Annotated in this window: 21 protein-coding genes; 9 read left to right on the forward strand and 12 right to left on the reverse strand. The window is 45.5% G+C overall.

Annotated elements, in window-relative coordinates; all coding sequences use genetic code 11:
- Positions 1-87: 87 nt before the first annotated feature.
- From LEP1GSC047_RS06665 to LEP1GSC047_RS06675, 3 genes are read left to right on the forward strand one after another with little or no spacing between them, the layout of a single operon-like run.
- Positions 88-822 (forward strand): hypothetical protein, encoded by a 735-nt coding sequence (locus tag LEP1GSC047_RS06665; RefSeq protein WP_010411434.1) that lies wholly within the window; start codon positions 88-90, stop codon positions 820-822.
- Positions 823-831: 9 nt separating this feature from the next.
- Positions 832-1,296: a chemotaxis protein CheW gene (locus tag LEP1GSC047_RS06670; protein ID WP_010411432.1), complete on the forward strand. Its 465-nt coding sequence runs from the start codon at positions 832-834 to the stop codon at positions 1,294-1,296.
- Positions 1,293-3,218: a hypothetical protein gene (locus LEP1GSC047_RS06675; protein ID WP_010411427.1), complete on the forward strand. Its 1,926-nt coding sequence runs from the start codon at positions 1,293-1,295 to the stop codon at positions 3,216-3,218. The genes LEP1GSC047_RS06670 and LEP1GSC047_RS06675 overlap by 4 nt, the downstream gene beginning before the upstream one ends.
- Here LEP1GSC047_RS06675 and LEP1GSC047_RS06680 read toward each other — a convergent pair.
- Both LEP1GSC047_RS06680 and LEP1GSC047_RS06690 read right to left on the reverse strand, forming a co-directional pair.
- Positions 3,215-3,727 (reverse strand): LIC_12238 family plasminogen-binding lipoprotein, encoded by a 513-nt coding sequence (locus LEP1GSC047_RS06680; RefSeq protein WP_010411424.1) that lies wholly within the window; start codon positions 3,725-3,727, stop codon positions 3,215-3,217. The genes LEP1GSC047_RS06675 and LEP1GSC047_RS06680 overlap by 4 nt on opposite strands.
- 340 nt (positions 3,728-4,067) lie before the next feature.
- Positions 4,068-4,508, reverse strand: coding sequence for a CBS domain-containing protein (locus LEP1GSC047_RS06690; RefSeq protein ID WP_010411420.1), 441 nt, complete (start codon positions 4,506-4,508; stop codon positions 4,068-4,070).
- A 291-nt stretch (positions 4,509-4,799) separates the two neighbouring features.
- Here LEP1GSC047_RS06690 and LEP1GSC047_RS06695 point away from each other — a divergent pair, with 291 nt between their 5' ends.
- The 3 genes from LEP1GSC047_RS06695 (at position 4,800) to LEP1GSC047_RS06705 (ending at position 8,574) form a co-directional block, all read left to right on the forward strand.
- On the forward strand, positions 4,800-6,302 hold the full coding sequence (locus tag LEP1GSC047_RS06695; RefSeq protein ID WP_010411418.1) for an ATP-binding response regulator: 1,503 nt from the start codon (positions 4,800-4,802) through the stop codon (positions 6,300-6,302).
- A 99-nt stretch (positions 6,303-6,401) separates the two neighbouring features.
- The gene (locus tag LEP1GSC047_RS06700) at positions 6,402-7,457 is read left to right on the forward strand and encodes a class I fructose-bisphosphate aldolase (RefSeq protein ID WP_010411416.1); all 1,056 of its coding nucleotides are present in this window, start codon (positions 6,402-6,404) and stop codon (positions 7,455-7,457) included.
- Positions 7,458-7,593: 136 nt separating this feature from the next.
- Complete coding sequence (locus LEP1GSC047_RS06705; RefSeq protein WP_010411412.1) at positions 7,594-8,574, forward strand: cysteine synthase A; 981 nt, start codon at positions 7,594-7,596, stop codon at positions 8,572-8,574.
- Here the strand turns inward: LEP1GSC047_RS06705 and LEP1GSC047_RS06710 are convergent.
- Positions 8,571-9,572, reverse strand: a complete 1,002-nt coding sequence (locus tag LEP1GSC047_RS06710; RefSeq protein WP_039934376.1) for an LA_0442/LA_0875 N-terminal domain-containing protein — start codon at positions 9,570-9,572, stop codon at positions 8,571-8,573. The two genes, LEP1GSC047_RS06705 and LEP1GSC047_RS06710, sit on opposite strands and share 4 nt — an antisense overlap.
- Before the next feature lie 135 nt (positions 9,573-9,707).
- On the opposite strand from LEP1GSC047_RS06710, the gene LEP1GSC047_RS06715 reads away from it, so the two are divergent.
- Positions 9,708-10,046, forward strand: a complete 339-nt coding sequence (locus LEP1GSC047_RS06715) for an LIC_11321 family protein (protein ID WP_010411405.1) — start codon at positions 9,708-9,710, stop codon at positions 10,044-10,046.
- Positions 10,047-10,053: 7 nt separating this feature from the next.
- Here LEP1GSC047_RS06715 and LEP1GSC047_RS06720 read toward each other — a convergent pair whose 3' ends face one another.
- The 6 genes from LEP1GSC047_RS06720 to LEP1GSC047_RS06745 form a co-directional block, all read right to left on the reverse strand.
- Positions 10,054-11,106: an LIC11086 family outer membrane transporter gene (locus tag LEP1GSC047_RS06720; protein ID WP_010411403.1), complete on the reverse strand. Its 1,053-nt coding sequence runs from the start codon at positions 11,104-11,106 to the stop codon at positions 10,054-10,056.
- Positions 11,091-12,011, reverse strand: coding sequence for a hypothetical protein (locus LEP1GSC047_RS06725; protein WP_010411401.1), 921 nt, complete (start codon positions 12,009-12,011; stop codon positions 11,091-11,093). Before LEP1GSC047_RS06725 ends, LEP1GSC047_RS06720 begins: the two co-directional genes overlap by 16 nt.
- Position 12,012: 1 nt before the next feature.
- Positions 12,013-13,161, reverse strand: coding sequence for a methanobactin export MATE transporter MbnM (locus LEP1GSC047_RS06730; RefSeq protein WP_010411399.1), 1,149 nt, complete (start codon positions 13,159-13,161; stop codon positions 12,013-12,015).
- Positions 13,162-13,217: 56 nt separating this feature from the next.
- On the reverse strand, positions 13,218-14,168 hold the full coding sequence (locus LEP1GSC047_RS06735; RefSeq protein WP_020988510.1) for an MbnP family copper-binding protein: 951 nt from the start codon (positions 14,166-14,168) through the stop codon (positions 13,218-13,220).
- A 131-nt stretch (positions 14,169-14,299) separates the two neighbouring features.
- Positions 14,300-14,749 (reverse strand): LIC_11090 family protein, encoded by a 450-nt coding sequence (locus LEP1GSC047_RS06740; protein WP_010411390.1) that lies wholly within the window; start codon positions 14,747-14,749, stop codon positions 14,300-14,302.
- Entirely contained in the window at positions 14,746-15,057 is a 312-nt protein-coding gene (locus tag LEP1GSC047_RS06745) for a hypothetical protein (protein ID WP_010411386.1), read from the reverse strand. Before LEP1GSC047_RS06745 ends, LEP1GSC047_RS06740 begins: the two co-directional genes overlap by 4 nt.
- A gap of 137 nt (positions 15,058-15,194) precedes the next feature.
- On the opposite strand from LEP1GSC047_RS06745, the gene LEP1GSC047_RS06750 reads away from it, so the two are divergent.
- On the forward strand, positions 15,195-17,168 hold the full coding sequence (locus tag LEP1GSC047_RS06750) for an O-antigen ligase family protein (protein ID WP_039934192.1): 1,974 nt from the start codon (positions 15,195-15,197) through the stop codon (positions 17,166-17,168).
- A gap of 24 nt (positions 17,169-17,192) precedes the next feature.
- Here LEP1GSC047_RS06750 and LEP1GSC047_RS06755 read toward each other — a convergent pair whose 3' ends face one another.
- The 3 genes from LEP1GSC047_RS06755 to LEP1GSC047_RS06765 form a co-directional block, all read right to left on the reverse strand.
- Positions 17,193-17,702, reverse strand: a complete 510-nt coding sequence (locus LEP1GSC047_RS06755; RefSeq protein ID WP_010411379.1) for a TIGR04452 family lipoprotein — start codon at positions 17,700-17,702, stop codon at positions 17,193-17,195.
- 187 nt (positions 17,703-17,889) lie between these two features.
- Entirely contained in the window at positions 17,890-21,264 is a 3,375-nt protein-coding gene (locus LEP1GSC047_RS06760; RefSeq protein WP_010411377.1) for a methylmalonyl-CoA mutase family protein, read from the reverse strand.
- A 12-nt stretch (positions 21,265-21,276) separates the two neighbouring features.
- Positions 21,277-22,104, reverse strand: coding sequence for a lysophospholipid acyltransferase family protein (locus LEP1GSC047_RS06765; protein WP_020988395.1), 828 nt, complete (start codon positions 22,102-22,104; stop codon positions 21,277-21,279).
- A 276-nt stretch (positions 22,105-22,380) separates the two neighbouring features.
- On the opposite strand from LEP1GSC047_RS06765, the gene LEP1GSC047_RS06770 reads away from it, so the two are divergent.
- Positions 22,381-23,355: a phosphatase PAP2 family protein gene (locus tag LEP1GSC047_RS06770; RefSeq protein ID WP_010411373.1), complete on the forward strand. Its 975-nt coding sequence runs from the start codon at positions 22,381-22,383 to the stop codon at positions 23,353-23,355.
- The last annotated feature ends 1 nt before the right edge of the window (position 23,356 follow it).

Below are 23,356 nucleotides of genomic sequence, written 5' to 3' on the forward strand. Positions count from 1 at the left end.
TTTCCGACTCGAAGGTTTCCTTCGAAATTCAAAACCGCCTCAAACGGACCTAAAGCAATTTTTGAAATTCACCGATAGGAACGTTGTATGGCCTCGTTCCAGGATTATTCCGTTCTTCGTCGCTGGTGGAAACCCGAGTTTCCTCCGGCAAAGGGATATACAAAATCTTACCAAGCTAAAACTCCGGACGGAGATATTCTCCAAGTCGATTTTCATTATCATGATCGTAAAATTCGTCTGACACTAGAGGTCGCCGGAGAGAACGGAAGGATCTATGTTTCTACGATTCGAGACGGTTCGATTCTCAAGGAGACCGATCTAAGTACGGGCCGTTCTTATCCTCTGTATTCCAGATTCGCTCCCTTTCGTGATTTAGTTTCCTCTCTTCCCGACAAGGACGCTCTGCAAGTTATGGGCGGCGCCTATGGGGTTTCTCCCGAACCCTTAGGAGCTCCGACGGAACGAAAAGAGTCGAAACCTTGGGAGAATTCCACGAAATACGACCATGTCTTCGGGATTCGTAGGGGACCGGGCTTCTGGGAGAGATTTTCGGATAAAACCCCTCCTGAGCCCTTATGGCCGAGAATCCGTCGCAGGCTCTGGGGGGACCTGCACGATCTGTTTTTAGGAATCCTGAGTGCGGTCGGAATTTGGTATGCCTACCTGGATTTTTATTTACTGGGTTTTTCACTCGCCGTTTTCGGTTTGCTTTTTGGCGGTTTAGACTGGATACTGAGGAAACGCGATCCGCTCTTTTCGAAGGTGATGCTTTTCTTAGGTTCAGGATCGTACTTCTATTATTACGGATACACCCGTTTCTGAGGAGGGGGAATGTCCGACGAAATCGAACACCAATACATTCTGTTTAGTTTAGGCGAAGAGGAATATGCAATTCCGATTTCCTGGGTAGACGAGATCATTAAAATTAATAATCTCGTACGAGTGCCTCGTTCTAAAAATTACTTTGCCGGGATTATGGACATTCGGGGCAAAGTCGTAAAAATGGTTGATCTCGCAGTAAAATTAAATATTCCGAGGGAGCACGAATCCGAATACGATCGAGCGATCGTAGTTAAGATCGGCGGAGAATCGGTAGGAATTATCGTGGATAAGGTCGCAAACGTGGCCTTGTTTCCGCCGGAAACTGTCAATCCTCCTCCGCCTTCGGTTAAAGGAATTTCCTCTCGATATATTACCGGTGTAGGTAAAAAAGATGATCGATTTATTATATTGATTGATATCGAGAAGATCCTTGGTTCCGAAGAGCTATCGGAGTTAGGTTCTGCGGTAAAATGAATTTTCTCCGCCTGAAAACGGGCGCGCTGCTTCTGGTTTGTATCGGGTCGGCGGGCTTGCTTTTGGCGGACGAGCAGGATCAAAGACTCGATCCCGCCGGGATTTATAAACTTCCTCATGAAGTTATCCCGCCGGACGATATCGCAAAATTAAAGGAAACTTTAGCCAATCCTCCGGAAGGCGCCGATCCGATCGCGTTGATACGGGCGCCCTTGGACCGTTATTACGCGCAATTCGTAGATCCTAAGCGCACAGAAGAAGAACGACGACTCGGAAAAATCTTCACCGAAAAGACCGATAGAAATACATTACGATTATTGATTTTAAAAATGGTGAATAAGCTCGCCGATGGATTTGTGCTCCGCGAGTCTCCCATTCTCTTCGAACTTCATTCGCTTTTGGCGCATGAATACGCCAAGAAAAAGCAGAATTTCAAGGCGTTAGAGGAGGCTAGTACCGCTTTACGCTACCGGGATTTTGCCCACACCGAAGAGTCGTTCTCAAAAGAGTCGCGACTCAGGGAATTGTACGATACCGCCGAAATCGAAAAGGCGAGGGGACATGGGAGGATTGCAAAGGAACTCTCCCAGGCCGGAATCGATTGGAATAAGGCCAAGGATAAGGTTCATGTTTTGGAGGCGGCGAACGTAAGAGGGAAGGAGCTTCTCTTCGAGGAAAACCGACCCAAACGAAAGATAGATCCTAAGGATATGGCGGATGCGAGGCAGAACGTAAAGCTCGCCGAAGAACGTCTTAAGCAAGCGGACGCCTCTTACAAAGATTCATTCGAGAAAAATTATTATCCGTTTTTTAAGAGAAAATCCAGGGAGGACGCGAGCGCCGTATTCGATTTGGCAAAATACGTAAAGGAAGCGGAAAACGAAAACAAGGAAAGACTTAAAGTAGTTAACAAGACTTCGGTTAGCGGACAAGGGATCTTCGTTTTATTCGATTATAAGAGAAACACGGACTACTTCGGCTATGCCGGCCTGCTCGAAATCGCGTTTCGACTGGATCCGGAATATTCTCCGGTGGTCTTAAACCTTGCCCAGGAATTGCGTTCCGCCGGAAAGAAATCCAAGGCTTTGGATTTTTACTTAAAATATCTTACTCTTGCTTTAAAAGAAAATAAAACCGACGCCGAGATGGCTCAGACCTATCGGGAAATCGCGTCTCTTCATACCGAACTGAAACAGTACGTCTTAGCGGCCGAATATTATGAAAAATATTACCAAGCCGAACCCGATCCGAAACGGAAAGGATTGTACGCCTTTGAATTGGGTAATTTTTTCGAAACTAAAATCGGGAATTTGGAAAAGGGTGCTTTCTATTATTCGGATTGGCTGGAGGGTAGGGCGAAAGAGACCGAAACGGAATCCGAACTTTCATTTCCCGATTCTCAAGAACGCTTTAGAATGGAAACCCTCGCTCATCTGGGAATTTCACGTTTGTACAGATATCAGAAAAAGCCGGTCAAAGAAAAGGCGGAATTATTAAAGGCGATCGATTCCTATACTAAGCTCCGTGAAAATTTGGCAAAGGAAGATCGTAAATATTCGGAAGGCAAAAAGGAATTATTGGCGATCAAGAAAGGCCTCTTGGAACGCACGAACGATCAGGATATGGCTCAATATCGATTGAAGAGTTTGGAATTGGAGGAAACCAAGGAGAGGATGGACGTCGTTCGGACAAAGCTGGACACTTCTCCCGGGACGAAAGCTATGCAGAGAGTTTCCATCTTATTCGAGTTCGATAAGGACTTTGCCGGCGCAAAGAAATTCAACGAAGAGATTCTAAAAACCGGGACTCAAACCGAAATGAATCTGGCTTTGCGGAATATAGAAAGAATTAATCGAATTCTGGAGGACGGTATTCCCCGCGATGCTTATCCCCGGGATCCGCTTGCGAGCGACACTCCCTAATCCTTTCCGTTTCTTGTCTTGGAATATTTTTCGATATCGTCCGAGTTGGATGATCCGTCCTCATCCTCTTCCGCCGATCCTTGGGAGGAAACGATCCTAAACTCGACGCTATCGATCACGTCCTCATCGTACGAAACTTTAAGCAGATATTTTCCTGTAGGCAGATCGCGAAAGCTCCCTCGAATCGTGGATGTGGATAGATCCGGACGTTTTCGACTGACTTCTATTTCATTAAATCCTAATTGAAATCGGCTTAGGCTAACGTAAGTTTCGGCATCGGGATTCGGCAGGCGGGAGAATTTGTAAATATACGCTAATGTCTTATCGTTTGGAAAAGCCAACTTATCCCGAGTTAGAGTGAATTCGTTTATGCGGGTCATCCGCTTTTCGAGAAAATCCAATTGGTCCTCATCCAAAATAGCCCAACCGAATTCTCCCTTCATACCAAGGCATGAAAGCATAAAGAACGTGAGCAATGCTAAGGGAAAGGAGAGCGGAGATTTCTTCATCGATTTTCAGAATCTTTTTTTTCTAAAATTCTAGCTTTATCGGAAATATCTTTTTCCCGTCCGACATTCTGCGAAGGATCCGGAAAAATAACCCGAAATCCGGCTCGTCCTTCTTTCGAAATCGGAGAGAGCACTCTCTGAACGAATCGAAAAACAAGATAACTGAGTAGTAAGAAAAATAGGAACTTCATCCTAGAATCATTCTTTCGATAAAAAGGATTCCGGCAACCTGATTTCGTCTAGCTCGGACGGAGGCGAATCGACAGAATCGTCGGGAACCCGACCGGAAAGCGGTAATTTTCGTATTTGCCGTGGACGATACGGACTAGCCGCTCAAAGTTCAAATAAAGCCGGATTCACTATAAATATAACGTTTCAGATTTTTATTTTCCTCTTCCGTTTTTTCGATTTTAGCTTTTACCGCATCCCCGATGGAAATAATACCGGTGAGCCGATTCCCATCCAGAATCGGCATGTGTCGGATTCTTTTTTTTAGCATAATCGCTAAGACTTCGTCTACTTGGTCTCCTGGAGTCATCGTGGTCAACTGGGTTGACATTACTTCCGCAACGGTTTTATCAAAGACGTTTTCCCGATCCGTGGAGGCAAAGTGCAGTAAATCGCGCTCCGTAAAGATTCCTGCCAACTTTCCCGCGTCCAAAACGATTACAGAACCAATATCGTACTTGGTCATGAAGCGAATCGCCTCCCAAACCGTCGTTTGGGGTTCTACCGAAAGAATCTTTCGGTCCTTCTTTTCCAAGATTTCCTTAACCAGCATGTTAAACCTCCGGGCCAAAGTGTATGTCCGAAGATGCGCCGGTTCAAGGATTTTTTATCACTTTCCGGATGGGCTTTTCAGAAAGTACAAGGCGAAATTAAGGAAAAAAAGCATCGAAATTCCGAAAAATAAGTCCTAATTCCCGCACTTCCCACGAATTTCGAAGGTACGATTTATGGAACGTTCCGGCTAAACTGAAAAAAGGTTTCCCAATTCATACTAACGTGGAAGGATATCGACAGAGGAAGTCGCCTGCTATCACTGTGGGACTAATTAAAAAAACAATCACCTATGAGCTCAACTTCTTCTGAGCAACCGAATATCTTAATCGTTGAAGACGAATGGTTGCTATCGTTTAATCTTCAAAAGACTCTTCAAAATTTGGGTTACCGGATTGCCGGTGTGGCTGCGAACGGACAGGACGCGCAGACGATCTTTCAAGAGACCGATCCCGATCTCGTGCTCATGGATATCTCCATAGAAGGAGATATGGACGGGATTCAAACCGCGCAGAGTATCCAAAGAATCAAGGATGTGCCGATCGTTTTTATGACCGCATACACCGACGATTCCACGTTCATGCGCGCAATGGATTCCGCCTCTACGTACGCTTATATTACCAAGCCGTTTCAAAATCACCAATTGAAATCCTCGATAGAGATCGCGCTTCGTCAGCAAAAAAGATTCGGTCAGGTTAAGGAAAGCGGGAACGAATATAGGAACGTTATTCAAAGTATTTCAGAAGGTGCGGTTTCGCTCGATGGGGAAGGAAAAGTGATTTTCTTAAATCACGCCGGAGAAGAGTTAACGGGGTGGAGGTTGGCGGATGCAATGGGGCAACCCGGGGATAGGGTCCTCTCTTTTATTCAAACTCAGTTCGGCGATTTAGAAGAAGATAATACGGATTTAGGGAATAATCTGCGTTATATCCCGGCAGTACTTGCGCGTCGAGACGGTAAAAAAATTCGAGTCGGATTTAGGGTGTCGCCGATTCGGGACGAAGACGGTCGCATCATCGGGAGCATCGTAACTTTTTCGGAACTTTCTTTGCTCACCATTTCCGAGCAGAGAATCTCCGAAATGGAAAAAGTCATTCAGTCCGAAATGAGATTGGATTCCATCCAAAAACTGGCCGCAGGTATCGCACACGAAATCAATAATCCCTTAATGGGAATTATTAATTACGGAAATATTATCCGAAATCATCGCAGCGTCGAGCCGGACATCAGGAACTATGCTCGCGTTATCATCGAGCAGGGTGAAAGAATTTCGGGAATCGTTCGAAATCTCATTCTCTTTTCCAAATCCGATAATGAAGAAGCGACCTGGATCCGCTTCGAGGAAATCGTTTCGGCAGTGGAGGGGATGATTTCCGCGTTGTTAGGTTCTAAGAATTTGGAGTTAATCAAAGATATTCCCGATGAACTGCCGGAATTATTTTTAAAGCAGAGTCAAATTAAGGAAGTTCTATATTATTTACTCTACTATTATGCGGCCGCAATGGCGTCCCAAGGCGGCGGCATCCGGCTGACCGCAAAATTCATGAAAGGTAGCGATGTCGGAAAGCCGGAAGAAACGAATCTAGAAATTCGCGTATCCGGTTCCTTATCATTGGAAATCGATCCTGATAATGCCTTCCAACCTTTCGAACGAATCCAGTCGGATGATACTAGAGTTGGGATGGGTCTTTCCGTTTGTTACGGGATTATCCAGTCGAACCGAGGCAAGCTTCTCGTTCGCAAATCTCCTTCGGGAACCGATTTCTTTGTTAAATTTCCCGTAAAATTCAGGTAGATTGATCGCGTCGATTCTAGATCGGAAAAGCGATGGAAATTTTGGGGTTTTCCAAAAAAATGGACTCCAAGATCCAAATCCATTAAGGTAGCAACAGGAATGTTAGACAAAATCAAGAGCGCACTCGGCGGAGAGGCGGATTTCCTATTGAATCACGTATCTAAAACGATTCCGAAGGAGACTCTCACCATCCCGGGTCCTTCGTATGTCGATGATATCTTTTCTAAAACCGACAGGAACAATGGTGTTCTAAGAAATTTCCAATCTATTTACAATACGGGGCGTTTGGCCGGAACCGGCTATCTTTCGATTCTTCCGGTCGATCAAGGCATAGAACACAGTGCAGGCGCTTCGTTTGCCAAAAATCCCGCATATTTCGATCCTGAAAATATCGTAAAACTCGCGATCGAAGGCGGCTGTAATGCGGTGGCTTCCACACTCGGAGTTTTGGGTCTGGTTTCCCGTAAATACGCACATAGAATTCCGTTCGTCGTAAAGATTAATCATAACGAACTCCTAAGTTATCCTAACAAATTCGATCAGATTTTATTCGCGAATGTGGAGCAGGCTTTCGATATGGGAGCCGCTGCCGTCGGTGCCACGATTTATTACGGTTCCGACGAGAGTTCCCGCCAAATCCAGGAAATTTCGGAGGCGTTTCATAGAGCTCACGAACTCGGCTTAGTTACGATTCTCTGGGCGTATCTCAGAAACGACGCGTTTAAGACCGATAAAACGGATTATCATGTTGCGACGGATTTAACGGGACAGGCCAATCATCTTGCCGCGACTATCGAAGCGGATATAGTAAAACAAAAGTTACCCGAAACGAATGCGGGCGGCTTTAAGGATCTTAAGTTCGGCAAGAAGGACGATAAAATGTATACCGATCTTAGTTCCGATCATCCGATCGATATGGCACGTTATCAAGTAGCGAATTGTTATATGGGAAAAATAGGTTTAATCAATTCCGGGGGGCCTTCCGGATCGAACGATCTTGGCGACGCCGTAAAGGCTGCCGTCATTAATAAACGTGCCGGCGGTATGGGATTGATTTCGGGAAGAAAGGCTTTCCAAAAACCGATGAAAGACGGCGTCGCGTTGTTGAACGCGATTCAAGACGTATACCTTTCGAAAGACGTAACGATCGCATAAGCGGGTCGCAGCGGGCAGATATCTCATCGACAGGAACTAAAATGTCGAACGAATCGAGGGGAAGGGGATCGGCGCTTATAGCGTCGGCTCCTTCCTTTTTTATTCCCGTTAGTATCAGAAAATTAGAAGGGACACAATGAAGATCACGAAAGGTTTTCCGGGAACTGTGGGGAATACTCCTCTGATTCGATTGAATTATTATTCCGATAAAACCGGCTGTGAAATTTTAGGTAAGGCTGAATTTCTAAATCCGGGAGGTTCCGTTAAGGATCGCGCAGCCCTTTATATAGTGGAAGACGCGGAAAAAAAAGGACTATTGAAACCGGGCGGCACCGTCGTCGAAGGGACCGCCGGGAATACCGGGATCGGATTGACACATATTTGTAATGCAAAAGGTTATAAAACCTTAATCATTATACCTGACACTCAGTCGAAAGAGAAAATCGATCTGTTAAAAACTTTAGGCGCGGAAGTCCGGACGGTTCCGGCAGTACCTTACAAAGATCCCGGAAATTATGTGAAGGTATCGGCTCGCATTGCCGGGGAAACCCCGAACGCGATCTGGGCCAATCAGTTCGATAACCTCGCCAATCGTTTGGCACACTATCATACGACGGGTCCGGAAATCTGGGAGCAAACGGAGGGTAAAATCGACGTATGGGTAACTTCCTTAGGAACCGGAGGTACATATGCGGGAACGGCGCTTTATTTAAAGGAAAAGAAATCGGGTCTGCTTTCCGTAGCGGCAGACCCGATGGGTTCAACAATTTATAATTTCGTTAAGAAAGGGGAAATCGGCTCCGAAGGGAGTTCCTTTACGGAGGGGATCGGTAACGGACGCATTACCGAGAATATGAAAGACGCCCCTTTTGACGACGCGATTCAAGTTACCGACGGCGAATGTTTGGAAGTCGTTTATACTCTATTGAAAAAAGAAGGACTATTTTTGGGCGGCTCCTCCGGGATTAATGTCGGTGCGGCTATAAAGTTGGCGGAGAAGCTGGGTCGCGGGCACACGATCGTTACGATACTCGCCGATAGCGGAGCAAGATACCAGTCTCGTCTTTTCGACCAAGACTGGTTGAAAACGAAGGGTTATTCTATTCCTAAGATTTAGAATAAAGTAACGTAGCGTACGTCGGTCCTATATTCCGATCCCGCTATACTTCCTCCGGCTGCCATCGGTACATATACGCTTTTAACGTTTATTCCTGCGGACACCTTTTCACCGGACGGAGTTTCCACGAAGTTATGGGTGGCCCATTTCTTGCCGACAAAATAACTATGTAATAATTGGATTGCGTAAATTCCGAGTCCTAGGCTTAACGCATTATGGCTGTAAGAAGAATAGTTGTGTTCCTGGTTTTTTATCTTATTCAAGTCCTGAAGTTTTGAAATCTGATCCTGTTGTATATAGAGCTGGGCTGTCGAAGCGGGTAAAACCGCGCTAATTTGCGCGTATATCAGCGGATTTTTTAATAGGACGTCGTTTACTTTATCGTCGTACTTACTCGATCTATCTTGCGCCGCCTTTTCAAAACCGAAATAAGCCAATGCAGAAACGATGAAGACCGTTTGGTAGGCCCTACCGTTTGCGTTTTGCTTCATGTGGCTTAATCCCCAGCCGGGCAGAATGGCAGCTCTCCATACTGGGTCCCAAGGACTCCGTTTGGATGTAATATATTCTTCCCAGTCGGTATCCTGCTCCTCCAGATATTTTTCGATCAAAGCGAGTCGTTTTTGCACGACTTTATAGCTGTTTTCCTTGATCATCTGCTCGAGCAGTATCGTATCTAACTGTTCTTCCTTCTCGTTTTTTTTGCCTTCTTTATTCAGCTTCTTCTTTTCGGTTTCTATGATTTTTGCGAGTTCCGCCTCGTCCTTAATGTCCTTAAAGATAATTTTAAGAATTTGACCCTTGGGGATCGATTGACGCTTCGTATCTTTCAAGATCGTAACAAAATCGGTGGATTGATCGATTACCGTGGCGTACACTTTATCTCCATTCTTTAAAAGAATGGTTTCCGCCGAAATCGAGCCGGATAGAATAAAGATCAGCGTAAAAATAATCGGAAATAAATTTCCGATCGATGGTTTTAGGGAAAATTCTTTCATTACGATGCCTTTCGAAGAATATATTCCCTTTTGGTATCTCTGCAGATAGAATGTCAAGCGAAAATATTCAGTAATCGAAGGAATCGATTCTTTTTTGCCTTGCGGGAGAAGCAAGACGAAGAATAACTGATGCTTATGTTGTCGATACGTTCGATATCAATCGTACTTGTCTTATTGGCGTTCCTATTTATAGAACATGTTTGGAGTGCCTCTTTTGCGCCCGGTTCTCCTTTGTCTAAGCAGGGCTTTTCATTGAAGAAGGTTGCGGAGGAACCTGGATCTCAAAAGAAGAACGAATCTCCCTCCAAGGATTCGGAAGATAAAAAGAAAACCATAAAAGGTTGCTGTCGTATAAAATATCAAGGCGGCGGATTCGATTACTTTCCCGCTACGGAGGAAGAATGCGTGACTAAACCGGGATATCATAGTTTTCTAAAAGATTCTCCTCTTTGTTTTCAGTCGATTTGGGATTGAATTCGAATCATCGTCTTTCCATCGGAGAGAAAGCTTCGGTTTCGATGTTCGGTTCTTCCGATTTTTTCTCTTCCCCCGGCGACTTGGAGTTTCGCCATTCCGGAATTTCAAAAGATAACGATGTCGTGATGGCATAATCGTACAATCTAATATCGGAATCCCGCTCCAAGGGAAACCTTCCCGCTATCGTAAGATAAGATCCTTTGAAGGCTTTGCAGCTAAAGCCAGAACTGACTTCCTTGAAGGTTCGAGGAAATGTTTTTCGATTATTCGGAGTTTCATTTACCAGGCTTCCGCCTCCGATTACGTTCACGTAGGGAATTCGAATCAAATAACCTGCAAAAACGTTAAGATTCGGAGTGAGTCGATACGTGGCATATCCGAACCATTGGGTTACTTTTTGGGTCTTGGGAAATGTTTCGGGAGTTTGAAGCGTATTTGTTGTTTGTGCCCAATAAGGAATACCGGCTTGCTCCGTCGTGGAGGAATGATCCTTGGACAACGGAAAAATTCCGGAACCTCGAATCACAAATAGCCAACGATTAAAGCTCGCGCCCAGGGTGACGTTGGCGAGTCCGGAATAATAATCTCCTCCGGTAAATTTACTAGAATCCCCTCCGGAAGGAAATCCCAGTCTTGCTTCCAATAGTAAAAAAAACGGGCCGGTAGAATCTAAAAACGGATTCCATTTAAATCCGATATAGGGCTTACCGTATCTTGCGGCATCGTCTCTTCCTATTTGCCGATAGTATATCCAAGGTACGCTGAAGTTCAGTGCAAACTTTCCTCCCGAATAAAACGTCTCTCCGAACAGTGTGGTAGTGTACAGATTCGAATTATCGATCGTTCCTTTTTGATAATCCTGAGTTATCAAAATATAATCCGACGGCGTTTCTCTTTTTCCCGTAAATGGGTCTATGAATCGGGTGGACGATGCCATTGTTTGTCCCTCTCCTGCATGATGAGGTAAAAGAGATTTTTGAAAAAGAAGGAATATTGCAGAGACCGTAAAAAAAGGAATCCATCGATTGGAAGAAAATAATTTCAGGGAAATAAACATGAGTAGAATACCAAAACTTGTCCGGGAGAGTTGAAGGTTTGTGTCGTTTCGATCCGCCAGGCGGTATTTTGAAGTTCGCCGATCGTAACGGACTGGTTTCCGGATTGGAATACCTGATCCGGAAGGGAGAAGGTGGATCCGGGGCGTACGGAGACGAGTCCATCCACCCTAAAACCGATCGAAAATGCAATCGATTTAGAATACGGAAAGCCGATGTTGCAGGAAGCTTCGATTTGGAAATTTAGATTTCTAAGATCCAAATAAACCGTTTTGACCGATCCGTCGGAGATTCTCTTCACGGATAAGTTTAACAGTATTTTATTATATACTCCGTATATATGGGAGAGAACTCCGTAAGGGACGTCCGGAAACCCGTAAAGGAATTGGGAGCGAACGGGGCCTGTAGGAATCGAATCGTTTATCGAGGAAATATCTCCCGCCGGAAAATTGCCCGATATTCCGTACGTACGCGCATAATTCGATCCTACCGGGTTATCGGAATTTACGCTCGGATCGGACGAATGCATATTCTTAGGGATTCCGATTTCATACTCGTAAATTGCGTCTCGTTTCGACAGGGAGCCCTTAGGCAATAGGAATGACCGGTTTGGATCCGGCCGAATGAGCAAGTAATATTGTCCTAATTCCACGGAATTTGAATCGATCGTGATCTCGTAGGAATCGACCGGTGTGGAGACCGTAAATTTTCCAAGATCCGAATCGGCTTGGTCGTCGGAGTAATAGATTACGGGAAGAATCGGAGTTTTTTGCGAATCGACTATTCTTGCAATCGCCTGCACTATGGCTTCATTCTCTTTCGTCGAATTACCTATAGTTCCGAACGCGCATCCGATATAAAAAGGGAATTGAATCAGAACGACGAATCGTCTTACATCGAATGCCATCTTAAAAAGGATCCTGAAATCTGCGATTTTGGATAAAGCTCGGATCCGTTAAACTTTTTAAGAATTCCACGAGGTCGGCTTTTTCCGATTCGGTTAAGGAAAAACTTCGCACGAGAGAATCCCGATTTGGATTCGTTCGTCCGTCTCCAGATCCTCCGCTCGCATAATGATTTACGACCGATATCAGATCCGGTATGGAGCCGTCGTGCATATACGGCGCCGTTAGCTCTACATTTCTTAAGGAAGGAGCCCTGAATTTTCCCCTGTCATTCGCCTTTGCAGTGAACTCGAAGAGTCCTCCGTTCGGCACTTGGTATCGGGACGAATCTAAGCCGTTATTATGAACCGCAAATTCTTCGAAAACGGTCTCCGAATGAAGGACCGTATCCGTAAAATTGAATCCGGCGTGACAATGAAAGCATTCGGCGCGTTCTCCGAAAAAAAGATTTTTACCTCGAATTGCGGATGGGTTCAGCGCATTTAAATGCCCTGCATTATATTTGTCGAATGGAGAGTCGCCAGAGAGTAGCGTTCGTTCGAAACTTGCGATCGCGAAAACGACACTTTTCAAAGAAATCGGATCCGAGTCCGCGGGATACGCCGCTTGAAATAAAGCTCGATAGACCGAATTTTCTCTTAGTCTTCCGAGGAGTTCCTCTTCCCGGTCCCTCATTCCCAGCTCTACCGGGTTGTCTCCAAAAATGGGAATCGGGATTTGGTCTTCCAATTTTACGAGTAAAGGATTCGCCCAAGTTTGCCTTACGTTATAAGCGATGTTCGATAAGTGCTGGGCGTTGCGAGTGTGTAATTGGCCCGTTGAACCGACGGAAACCGTTAACCCGTCCGTAAACGCTTTTGAAGGTTGATGACAGCTTCCGCAGGATTGAGTGTTGTTCGCGGAAAGTCGTTTATCGAAGAATAGTAAACGACCGAGCGTCACTTTTTCTTCCGACATCGGGTTTTCCACGGGAACCTTAGGTGTGGGAAATCCCGGAGGAAGATTCCAGGCATAACCCGATCCGCCTTTCCCCAATAAAGCGACGGATAAGAGCGTTGCTTGAAGCGAAGAATCTTTCTTTTTCGATTCGATTCCTAGTTCGGAGCATGAAAGCGCTAGTAGAACTAGGCTAAATAAATATTGATATTTCATAATGATCCGCGCCTGCTCCTATATCCGGAAAACCCGGAGATAGGAGCAGGATATTCTTATTCGTTCGAGATCGAAAAAACCGATTGGGTTCCGGATAAGTTTCCGGTTGAAAAATCGATTCCAAGGTTTGCGAAAGGAGAAGCGCAAGTCGTCGCATTCTCGGAGTGACAGGAAACACTTCCAGCGCGGATATCCCAACCGTTAACGAGAGCCTTGAGATCCAATTTTACGGACTGAGTCATGGGATTGTATCCGCCGGGAGGTTCTAGATCGATGACGGCTCTGTTCGGTCTAGAACAGGCGTAAGGCGCGGACATGAAACATCCTCCCGAACCCAAATGGAAGACTGCGGTATTTCCGTTTGCGGTCGGGTCGTGGGAAACGAATTCGGCGACTAAAAAGCGATAACCCATCGCCCATCCCCAAGCTAATCCGCTTACGTTTAAAGGGCTATTCGCGAGAGCTTGATTTTGGTGATTGAATTCCTCGGGAACTCCTACTTCGAAGCGAATGCCTTTGTAAAGTTTATTGGGTAGCGGGACTTTAATAAGCGAATTGGTATCCGACGTACCCGTACAGTCTCCCGAGTGATCCTCAAAATCCAGCAGGGTTACGGAGCCGTTCTGCCATTTTCCGTCGGCTATCGATGCCGGTTTCGTTTCGGAACCGTCCGCTTCGAGTAAGGTCAGATTCGAGACGTAAAGCCTCAAATCTTTTAGGCTGATCGGCATGATTTCCGCTATGTGAAAAGTCCGCACGATTCCTTCCGAAAAGGATTCCGTTCCGGTCGTTCTAAAGGCAGAATGACCCGTAATATCCTTGCCGCATTGTAATGGGCTAGCACCCGCCATTGCCTTAAAACGGATTCCGGGAGGAGGACTGCTCGCGAGTATCCCCGCGAGCAGTAAAGGCATATTCGATTTTTCTGTGTTTCCGTTACAATTGCCTGAGAGTGCAACGGTCGATGTCAAAAGTAGCGCACGTATCGTTGTTTTTAAAAAGAACATTATAATCTCCTAATGTATCCAGGGTCCGCGATCGAATCGGGTCGCGGGATCCTGGACCGCCTAATGTAAATTAGGCGGTAAAACTAAGCATCGGTCTATAAGTAGCCGACGGGTTCGTTCGAAGGGAGATGTCAGTAGAAGCGGGGGGGACGTTCGATATCGTTGGAAAGGTCGATGCCGGAAGTTCTGGTTTGTAAGGATATGATGTTCGATTCCTCGAGGTTCGGGAAAAATCTGAAAGTATCCAGGGTGAATATCTGCGTAACGAGAGTTCCGGTAAGGAACGAAACCTTGTCCTTCGCTTTTGCGCAGGAACATTTGTGAGCTTCTCCCGAGTCCGCGGATTGGCAATCGGGCAAAGGATGGTTTACCGTGTCGGTATGTAGAGGGAAAGAGTCGACGGCCGCTAACTTAGTTTTGAACGATAAATCTTCGGCGGTCGCATGAGTTTCTTTTCGACTGCCATGATTGCATTCGCAAAGTTTGATTTCGTCGGCGAGGATTCCGCCGAACCACCCGCTACCGAAAACGAGGCTATGAAACAGGAAGCAATGGATTAATACTAAGGTGGTCCCCTTCATTGCAAAGAGATCTTAAGGCGATTCAGAACGGACCTGAGTCTTTCGCTTGTTTTGATTTCCACCGGAATTCCGCGGGATTTAAGTTCCGCAAGAAGTTTCAGAATTCGGTTCAGAATGAGAGACGGAATTGCGACCACGCTTTCCAAATCCAGCTCGACCGATTTCGGTTGTACGTCTTGGATTTTATTTAAAATTAGGGTAATTTCTTCCGTTTCGACAGAACATACGTTCCGTACAAACACTACCCTAAACCGATTTTTGTCGGGATAAACGTGAGACTCCGTAAATTGGATAGCGGAAGGTGCCATAAGTTTTAACCAAAATTTCCCGCATTAGGCTAATCGGGAAACTAAAAAACGAAAGCCTTTTTCAGCGAGAACTATAAAAAAGGAATCATCCATCGATTAGGCCTCTACAAGGCTTTTAGAAAAAAGTTTCCAGACGAATGCCGATCCCCAAAAAAACAGAGCCTATGCTTGTGCGCACGAGAGTTCTTATCTCCGGGATCGTTTGCATTGTTACGGTTTCATTTTTATTTTCTTTCCTTTTCTATTATCCGCTTTCGTTTCGTTTCCCGATCATCGGCTGCGCGTTTCTTTGGATCGGAATTTGTTTTTTAAAACCGATGTCCGGTTTGTTCCTTTTGTTTGCCGTTCTTCCTTTGTTTGGAAATCATCCGGGCGGACGCTTTATGGAAATCGCAGATTTTCTATTGCTGACTTGGCTTTGTGGAGCCTATTACAACGCGAAGCGAGCGGATGCTCGCATTCTTATTTTTTTTAAAAGTATAGGAGGAATGTTATCAGGCGGATTCGTTTTTGCCGGATTCCTAGGACTATTCTTCCAGCCGGATATCGTAAGAGACTGGGAGCATTATCGAACCAATCCGTTTTTCTTTTTTCGTTCGGGTGAATTGGAACCTATGTATCCCGTAAAAATGATACTCGTAACGATTTCCATTTACCTCCTGTTCGTACTAGCCGGAGCCTTGAACCGGGAGAAGGGAGGTTTTCGAATTCCGACCGTTCTATTCGGCGGACTACTAACTGGCTTTAGTGCGACTTTTATTCTCGGGTATTTGGAATTTATCTTTCCTAAAGTATCCGGTTGGCTTGATTTCTATCATATATGGCTGGGAGGATACGTCGATCGGAACGTTCCTCACTCCGTACTTCCTTTCCGGTTCTCGGATGATCGAAGCATTCAATCTTTGTTTTGGAACAGAAGTTGGTATGCGATGTATTTAATCGCGTGTCTTCCGTTTGCGGCTTTGAGTTTAACGGCTTTCATCAAGAAGGGACGATCGGCCGTGTTCGGATATAATATTTCGTTTTTATTAATTTCCTGTTTGGTATTCGGTTTTGGATTCACGCTAGTTCTGGTCGGCGCTCGCGGAGCGATCCTGGCTTTCGGCGTTAGCATATTCTGTTTTCTATCGATAAGCGTATTGTCTTTGAAAAAGGACGGTAAATTCGGCAGAACGCTCGCATTGCGAACGACCCTCGTCTTACTTTGCTTGGCATTACTATTTCCTTTTCTTTTTGCGAAGGGCCTCGGATTTCTTTCAGGGGGAGAAGAGCGAAAAGAGCTGTTCTCCGCTGGTATTTTACTTTCTTCCTATTCTCCGATTTTTGGAGGGGGGATGGAATCCTACGCTTGGGGCAACGAACATTTTTTGAAGGGGATCGATAAAGGAAGCAGATTACATTCTTCTCATAATCAATTCCTGCAAGTTTTGTCGGGAGAAGGAGTTTTCGGTTTATTTTTCTTTTGCGCATTATGGGGAACCGCGATCGTTCGCGGAATTCGTTTTTCAATCGGGAATAAGGGAATAGTTCATCGAATCATACTGTCCTCCCTTCTCGGAATTTTCGCATATAGTTGTGTGCAAGAATGGTTTTTCTTGAGAGCGATACAAATCCCTTTTTGGATATTGATATTATCAATTACGGGTAAGCGAAGAGCGACCGCCCGCGAATTCAAATTCATAGTCTTTCTCTTTTGCGGACTCCTCGTTGCAGCCCTTTATTTGTCCGGCAAAAAGACCTCCCGATTCGGGACGTTTTTCCCGCCGGATCGACCCGGAGAATCGTATCTATTGGAAGGGTCTGGATGGATGAAAATTTCGGCGCCCAGAAAAATGATCTTGGAAGCCGATTTTCCTTTTTTACAAGAAGCCACGAACCGAAAACGAATTTTAAAACTCTCTAATAATGATTCGGAGGAGAGGGTAATCCATCTGGAGCCTAGGATGAAGTTAGAGTTTTCGATTTTGCCCGGAGAATTGAAATGGGTCTGCGAGGTCGAGGACGGACCGGAAATCGACGAACGGCTGAATTTCTTTCAAAGACTTCTATCCAAGCAAGTGGAAGATCCGGAGCCGAGAAAAATCTGTCTTAAATTTTCCGCGACTCCATAATCTTTTCGATTCCATAGGTTGCGTTTAAGGAATTTTCGTTTTATTCCATTGAATGATTCCTGCGTCCTCTAATTGACAGGAAGTATAGATGATGTAAGAGCCTAGATCGATCGGCTGCGGAGCGGAATTACAAGTGGCATAAAGTTGAACCGCTTGCGCGTATTGTATATCGAACGTAACTCCTATATTCCGAATCGTTGAAGTACATTTATCCAAGGAAGATTGGGTATAAACTTTAGTATCTTGGATCGTAAAGTTCCTGACTTTAGCGAAGAAATCCTTTAACGCAAGCGCATCGAAACCGCTTAATCGGGTGGCTCTGGCCCCTCCGTAATTGGTGCAACTCGGAGGATTGAGTAGGAGAGGGTAGATCTGTGCTACGAAAAGGTCGTTCTCATCGCTCACTGCTTCCTTGATTTTTAATTTTGCATCGGATCCTCTGACTCCTCCCGGGCCGGCGTATCCGAGATTATTGCAATGTATCGAAATGAAAAATACCAGCAGAATCGTCAGGAATCGTTTTAATGATATCATAAGAGTTCTCCGAAAGTTTATCGTTCCGCCCGGTTTCCTTACGGATCATACCGGAGTTCGGAATCCAAAACTTTGTCAAAAAATTGCCGGAATTAGGGTTGGAATCAATTCATTTTCGTCGGCGAATCGATTGTTTTTTCGCAATACTGCGATGATAGCGGGTCTATATCATGGTTTCGGACGGAGTTTACATGTTTCGCCGATACTGTCCGCCCACTTCATAAAGAGCCTGGGTCATCTGTCCAAGAGAGCATACTTTAGAAGCTTCCATTAGCTGGTCGAAGCTGTTGGAGTCTTCGATACAAGCCTCTTGCAGTTTTTGTAATGCTACCGGAGCTTCGTCTCGATTTCTTTCCTGGAATTTACGGAGTTGAACTATTTGGACCTTCTTTTCCTCGTCGGTAGAGCGAATAATTTCATCGGGGAGGATCGTAGGCGAGCCGTCCTTTCCCAGAAACGTATTTACTCCGACCACCGGAATATAGCCGTTGTGTTTTAAATGTTCGTAATGTAACGATTCTTCCTGGATTTTATTCCTTTGATACATCCTCTCCATCGCGCCCAATACTCCGCCTCGTTCAGAAATTCTCCGGAATTCGGCTAGTATCGCCTGCTCGACTAGATCCGTTAATTCGTCGATTATGAAGGAACCTTGTAGCGGATTCTCATTATTAGCCAGACCTAACTCTCGATTGATGATCAATTGAATCGCCATCGCTCTTCTAACGGAGTCCTCGGTCGGAGTCGTTATCGCCTCGTCATACGCGTTGGTATGAAGGCTATTGCAATTATCATAAATCGCATACAACGCTTGAAGAGTCGTTCGTATATCGTTAAACGCTATTTCCTGTGCGTGCAAAGAGCGTCCGGAGGTTTGAATATGGTATTTCAACATTTGAGATCGCTCGCCGGCTCCGTATTTGTTCTTCATACTCTTTGCCCAAATTTTTCGGGCAACCCGGCCGATCACGGCGTATTCCGCATCTATTCCGTTGGAAAAAAAGAACGAAAGATTCGGGGCGAAGTCGTCTATCTTCATTCCTCTAGAAAGATAATATTCAACATAGGTAAATCCGTTCGCCAGAGTGAATGCGACTTGGGTGATCGGATTTGCACCAGCCTCGGCGATATGATATCCTGATATCGAAACCGAATAGAAATTGCGCACCTTATTCCGAATGAAATTCTCCTGAATGTCTCCCATCAATTTTAGGGCGAATTCCGTGGAAAAGATGCAGGTATTCTGAGCTTGGTCTTCCTTTAGAATATCCGCCTGAACCGTACCTCTTACCGTAGTTAACGTTTCGGCTTTGAGTTTTTCGTAAACTTCTCTGCTTAGGACCTGATCTCCCGTAATTCCCAATAGAAGAAGACCTAGTCCGTCGTTGCCCTTGGGAATCTCGCCTTTGTAAACGGGCGTTGGAACTCCTTTCGCTCGGTAAATCGCCTGGATTTTCTCCTGGATCTCCTTAGTTTTCCCTTCCGATCGAATGTATTTTTCGCAGGATTGATCGATAGCGGCGTTTAGAAAAAAAGACAAAAGCATAGGAGCAGGGCCGTTGATCGTCATGGAAACGGAGGTGCTAGGTTTGCATAGGTCGAATCCCGAATAGAGTTTCTTCGCGTCGTCTAACGTTGCAATGCTGACCCCTGAGTTCCCGATTTTTCCGTAAATATCGGGTCTTTCCCCCGGATCTTCTCCGTACAGAGTTACCGAGTCAAAGGCCGTGCTCAATCTTTGCGCAGGCATTCCTAAACTGACGTAATGGAATCTCGCATTTGTGCGTTCCGGGCCGCCTTCTCCCGCGAACATTCTCGTCGGGTCTTCTCCGGTTCGTTTAAACGGAAAAACTCCGGCGGCGAAAGGGAATTCCCCCGGAAAATTCTCCCTGTAAGACCAGCGGACGATTTCTCCCCAATTCCGAAATTTCGGAACCGCTACTTTCGGAATGCTTATATTACTTAAAGATTTTGTAAAGTTTGGAACTTTAATTTCCTTATCGCGAACCGAATAGGTAAAGAAATCGCCGGAGTATTTGCCGATTTTCGTCTCCCAATTGCGTAGCAGGTCCCTTGTCTCGGGACGAAGCTGCGCTTCCTTCCCATGAAATTCTTTTTCGAGATCGGCGGTATTCTTTCCTCTTTCCCGAAGAACCTCGATCGCTCCTTGGATTCTATATAAGACTTCCGCCAACGAGGCCTCGTTTTCCGCAAAGGAATCGTATTTCTCGCATTCCTCTGCGATTTCGGAAAGATAACGTTGCCGCTCCGGAGGGATAATATGAATTTTTTGACTGGTTTCCTTCGTAATCGAGAAAGTGGAGTTCCAGCCCAAATCGAATTTCGAATTCAATGCGCTTATCAACGCTGCATACAGATTATTCGTTCCAGGATCGTTGAATTGGGATGCGATCGTTCCGTAGACGGGCATTTCATCCGGAGATTCTTCAAAGAGTTTTCGAGATCGTTGGAACTGCTTTTGCACGTCCCTAATTGCGTCCTGAGCTCCCCGCTTATCGCATTTATTTACGGAGATGAGATCGGCGTAATCGATCATATCTATTTTTTCAAGCTGGGTCGCGGCTCCGAATTCGGGAGTCATTACATATAAGCTGATGTCCGCGACTTCGGTGATCTCCGAGTCGCTCTGGCCGATTCCGGCGGTTTCGACAATGATCAAATCGAATTCGGAACTTCTTAGAATTTCCAGACTCTTTTTTACGTTCTTGTTTAAAGCTATATTCGCCTCTCTGGTTGCGAAGGACCGCATATACACGTTCGGATGAGAGATGGAATTCATACGAATTCTATCTCCCAACAAAGCTCCGCCGGTCTTTCTCTTGGAAGGGTCGACCGAAACGATTGCGATCGTCTTGCTTGGAAAATCCTGTATGAATCGGCGAACGAGCTCATCCGTAAGAGACGATTTTCCTGCGCCACCCGTTCCGGTAATTCCGACAACCGGAATTACGCGAGACGGGGGAGGGAAATCCAACTTTCCTCCGGCAGGAATGTCTGAGTTATTTTTATCCGTAATACTTTCGACCAAAGAAATGGATTGGGCGATGGCGATCGGGTTTCGGGTTCTTAAGGCGCCATGAAGATCCCCGTTGAACGTCATAGGCGGAAGAAAATCGGATTTTGTCAGCAGATCGTTGATCATGCCCTGGAGTCCCAGGGCCCTTCCGTCATCCGGAGAATAAATTTTAGTAACTCCGTACGCTTCCAATTCTCGGATTTCCTGCGGAAGAATCGTACCTCCGCCTCCTCCGAAAACTTTGATATGACCGGCTCCTTTTTCCTTTAATAAATCGATCATGTACTTGAAATATTCTACGTGACCGCCTTGGTAACTCGTGACTGCGATTCCTTGCACGTCCTCCTGGATCGCGCATTCCACGATGTCCTTTACGGATCTATTATGCCCGAGATGAACGACTTCCACTCCGGAGGATTGTAGTATTCGTCTCATGATATTGATGGAAGCGTCGTGTCCGTCAAAGAGAGATGCAGCAGTAACGAACTTTAGTTTATGTTTAGGATTGTATGCTTGCGCTTCCATTTCGAAATTCTCCTATGATTGCGTTTCGCTCGATTTGTCGTTGCTACGACGACTTCCGGATAAATCGGCGACCCGATGTTCGAGCTCTTCGGTTAATAATTTTGCGGCCCGCTTTAAAGGTTCCTTGGGGAATTCCGACGGAAGTATCGGCTTTCCGATTTTATAAACTATCTTGGTTTTAAATACTCTGCCGCTTAAAAACGAATCCAATTTAGTCATTCTCCAGGCTCCTTGAATTCCGGTAGGAAAGATCGGTACACCCGCCTGGATCGCGATTTTGGCGGCCAAGGCCTTGAATGCGCCGAGTTTTCCGTCTTCGGACCTTGTACCCTCCGGATAAACGGATACCAATTCCCCTTTTGAAATAATATTCACCATGTATTTTTCGAGATCTTCATAATATTTTGCGGCGGATTTGGAATCCGTAATATTATGAGATCTTAATATTGGTACTCCGCCCCAATTTATCAACGTTTTTCCCTGGTAACTCCCGAGAGTGTTCAATGTCGCATGAAGTCCGGTTTTTATCAGGCTGAGCGGAAAATTATCAAAAGCCGGATTCTTGAGCAATTCTATCATGGATTCCTGAGGATGAAAGAGTTCGTACTTTCCCAAATAGACGATCTTTCTCGTAACCGAAGTACCTTGGACGATCACGTCGAGATTATCCGTATGATTCGAAATAATCACTCCTCCGCCGGATGCGGGGATGTTTTCGACTCCCTGTATTTCTACGTCATAGATCAGGTGAAGGAATCCTTTTAAAAAAAGTCTGGCATATTCCCTCGGGATAAGAAATAAACTCTCCAATTCTCCTAATTGCGGCGCGGCTTCGTCCATGAAAATCCTATCTAAGCTAAATTCAAACTTTGGAATGTTATAAACAATCCCGGAAACGATCATCGAGCGAAGTTAACAACCGTTCACTTTGCGATCTTCCTTTGATTCATGCTACCCCTGCGCTTACATTACATCAACTTAGATTTTGTTTTTGCTCGGGCAATTCTACGAGGTTTCCGCGGTTAATCTACCATTCGTTCGGAATCAATTCCAAGGGAAGAAATCCTTTCGTTGAAAAATCTTTGCTGAGAACGGGACGTTTCTTAGGCTGGTCGCATGGGCTGGAAGAGTTCGGTATTGAGCGATGGGATTTTTAGTAATGCTCCTTTGGAAGCGCTTCACGGATTCGGATTGGATGCGATCCTGGGTCCGCTTTCAATATTCTTCCATTACTTGGGTTCGACGGCCTTCTTCATGGCCCTTGTCTCCTTCACCTACATATGTCTGGATCGCAAGATCGGAATTCGAATGGCGTTAGGATTGATGGTCGCAGGTGTTTTGAACGGAACTTGCAAAGCGTTATTGGAATTTCCTCGGCCTGCCGGTTTGCCTTTTTCCGCCGAGCTAGGCCTTTCGGAGCCTTCCTTCGGATTTCCTTCCGGACACGTTCAAACTGCCGTCGTCCTGTATGGCACGATGTTTTTGCATTTTAAAGTTCGATGGCTCAGGGGAATTTTACCGGCTTTCATTCTGCTTATGCCCGTCACTAGAATGTATGCGGGGCTGCATTTTCTGGGAGATGTGATCGGCGGTTTTATACTGGGCCTTTCACTTCTTTTCGGATTAGAATTATGGTTCAAAAAGAATCGGAATCTACTCGAGGCGAATTTTTCGGACGGCAAAAAACTTTCATCCGACCGTATGAAGTCTTATATAATTCTAATCATCGCGATCACGTTACCGAGCGTTTTGCTATTGGAAGGATCTAAGATGGATCAAGCGTACCATTCTTGGGAGGTGGTCGTCTCTTCCTCCGGAGCCTTAGCGGGATTCGGAATCGGGATCGTTTCTAATCGTTCTGCCGGTCTAGACTGGAATGCCGGCTCTAATTGGATGTCGTTTCTAGTGAGAATCGGAATCACCTTGCTTGGCATTTTAGTATTTTTCATTTTCTTGGGAGAACTCTTCAAAGTACTTTTGCCGGAAAATCCGGTTGCCAGATACGTAAGGTATGGGATCGTATGTTACTATATTAGCCACGTTTCTCCCTTTCTCTTAAAGAGGATCAAAGGAGGAATTTACTTACTTTAAC

The sequence above is a fragment of the Leptospira inadai serovar Lyme str. 10 genome, assembly GCF_000243675.2.
Lineage (GTDB): Bacteria > Spirochaetota > Leptospiria > Leptospirales > Leptospiraceae > Leptospira_B > Leptospira_B inadai.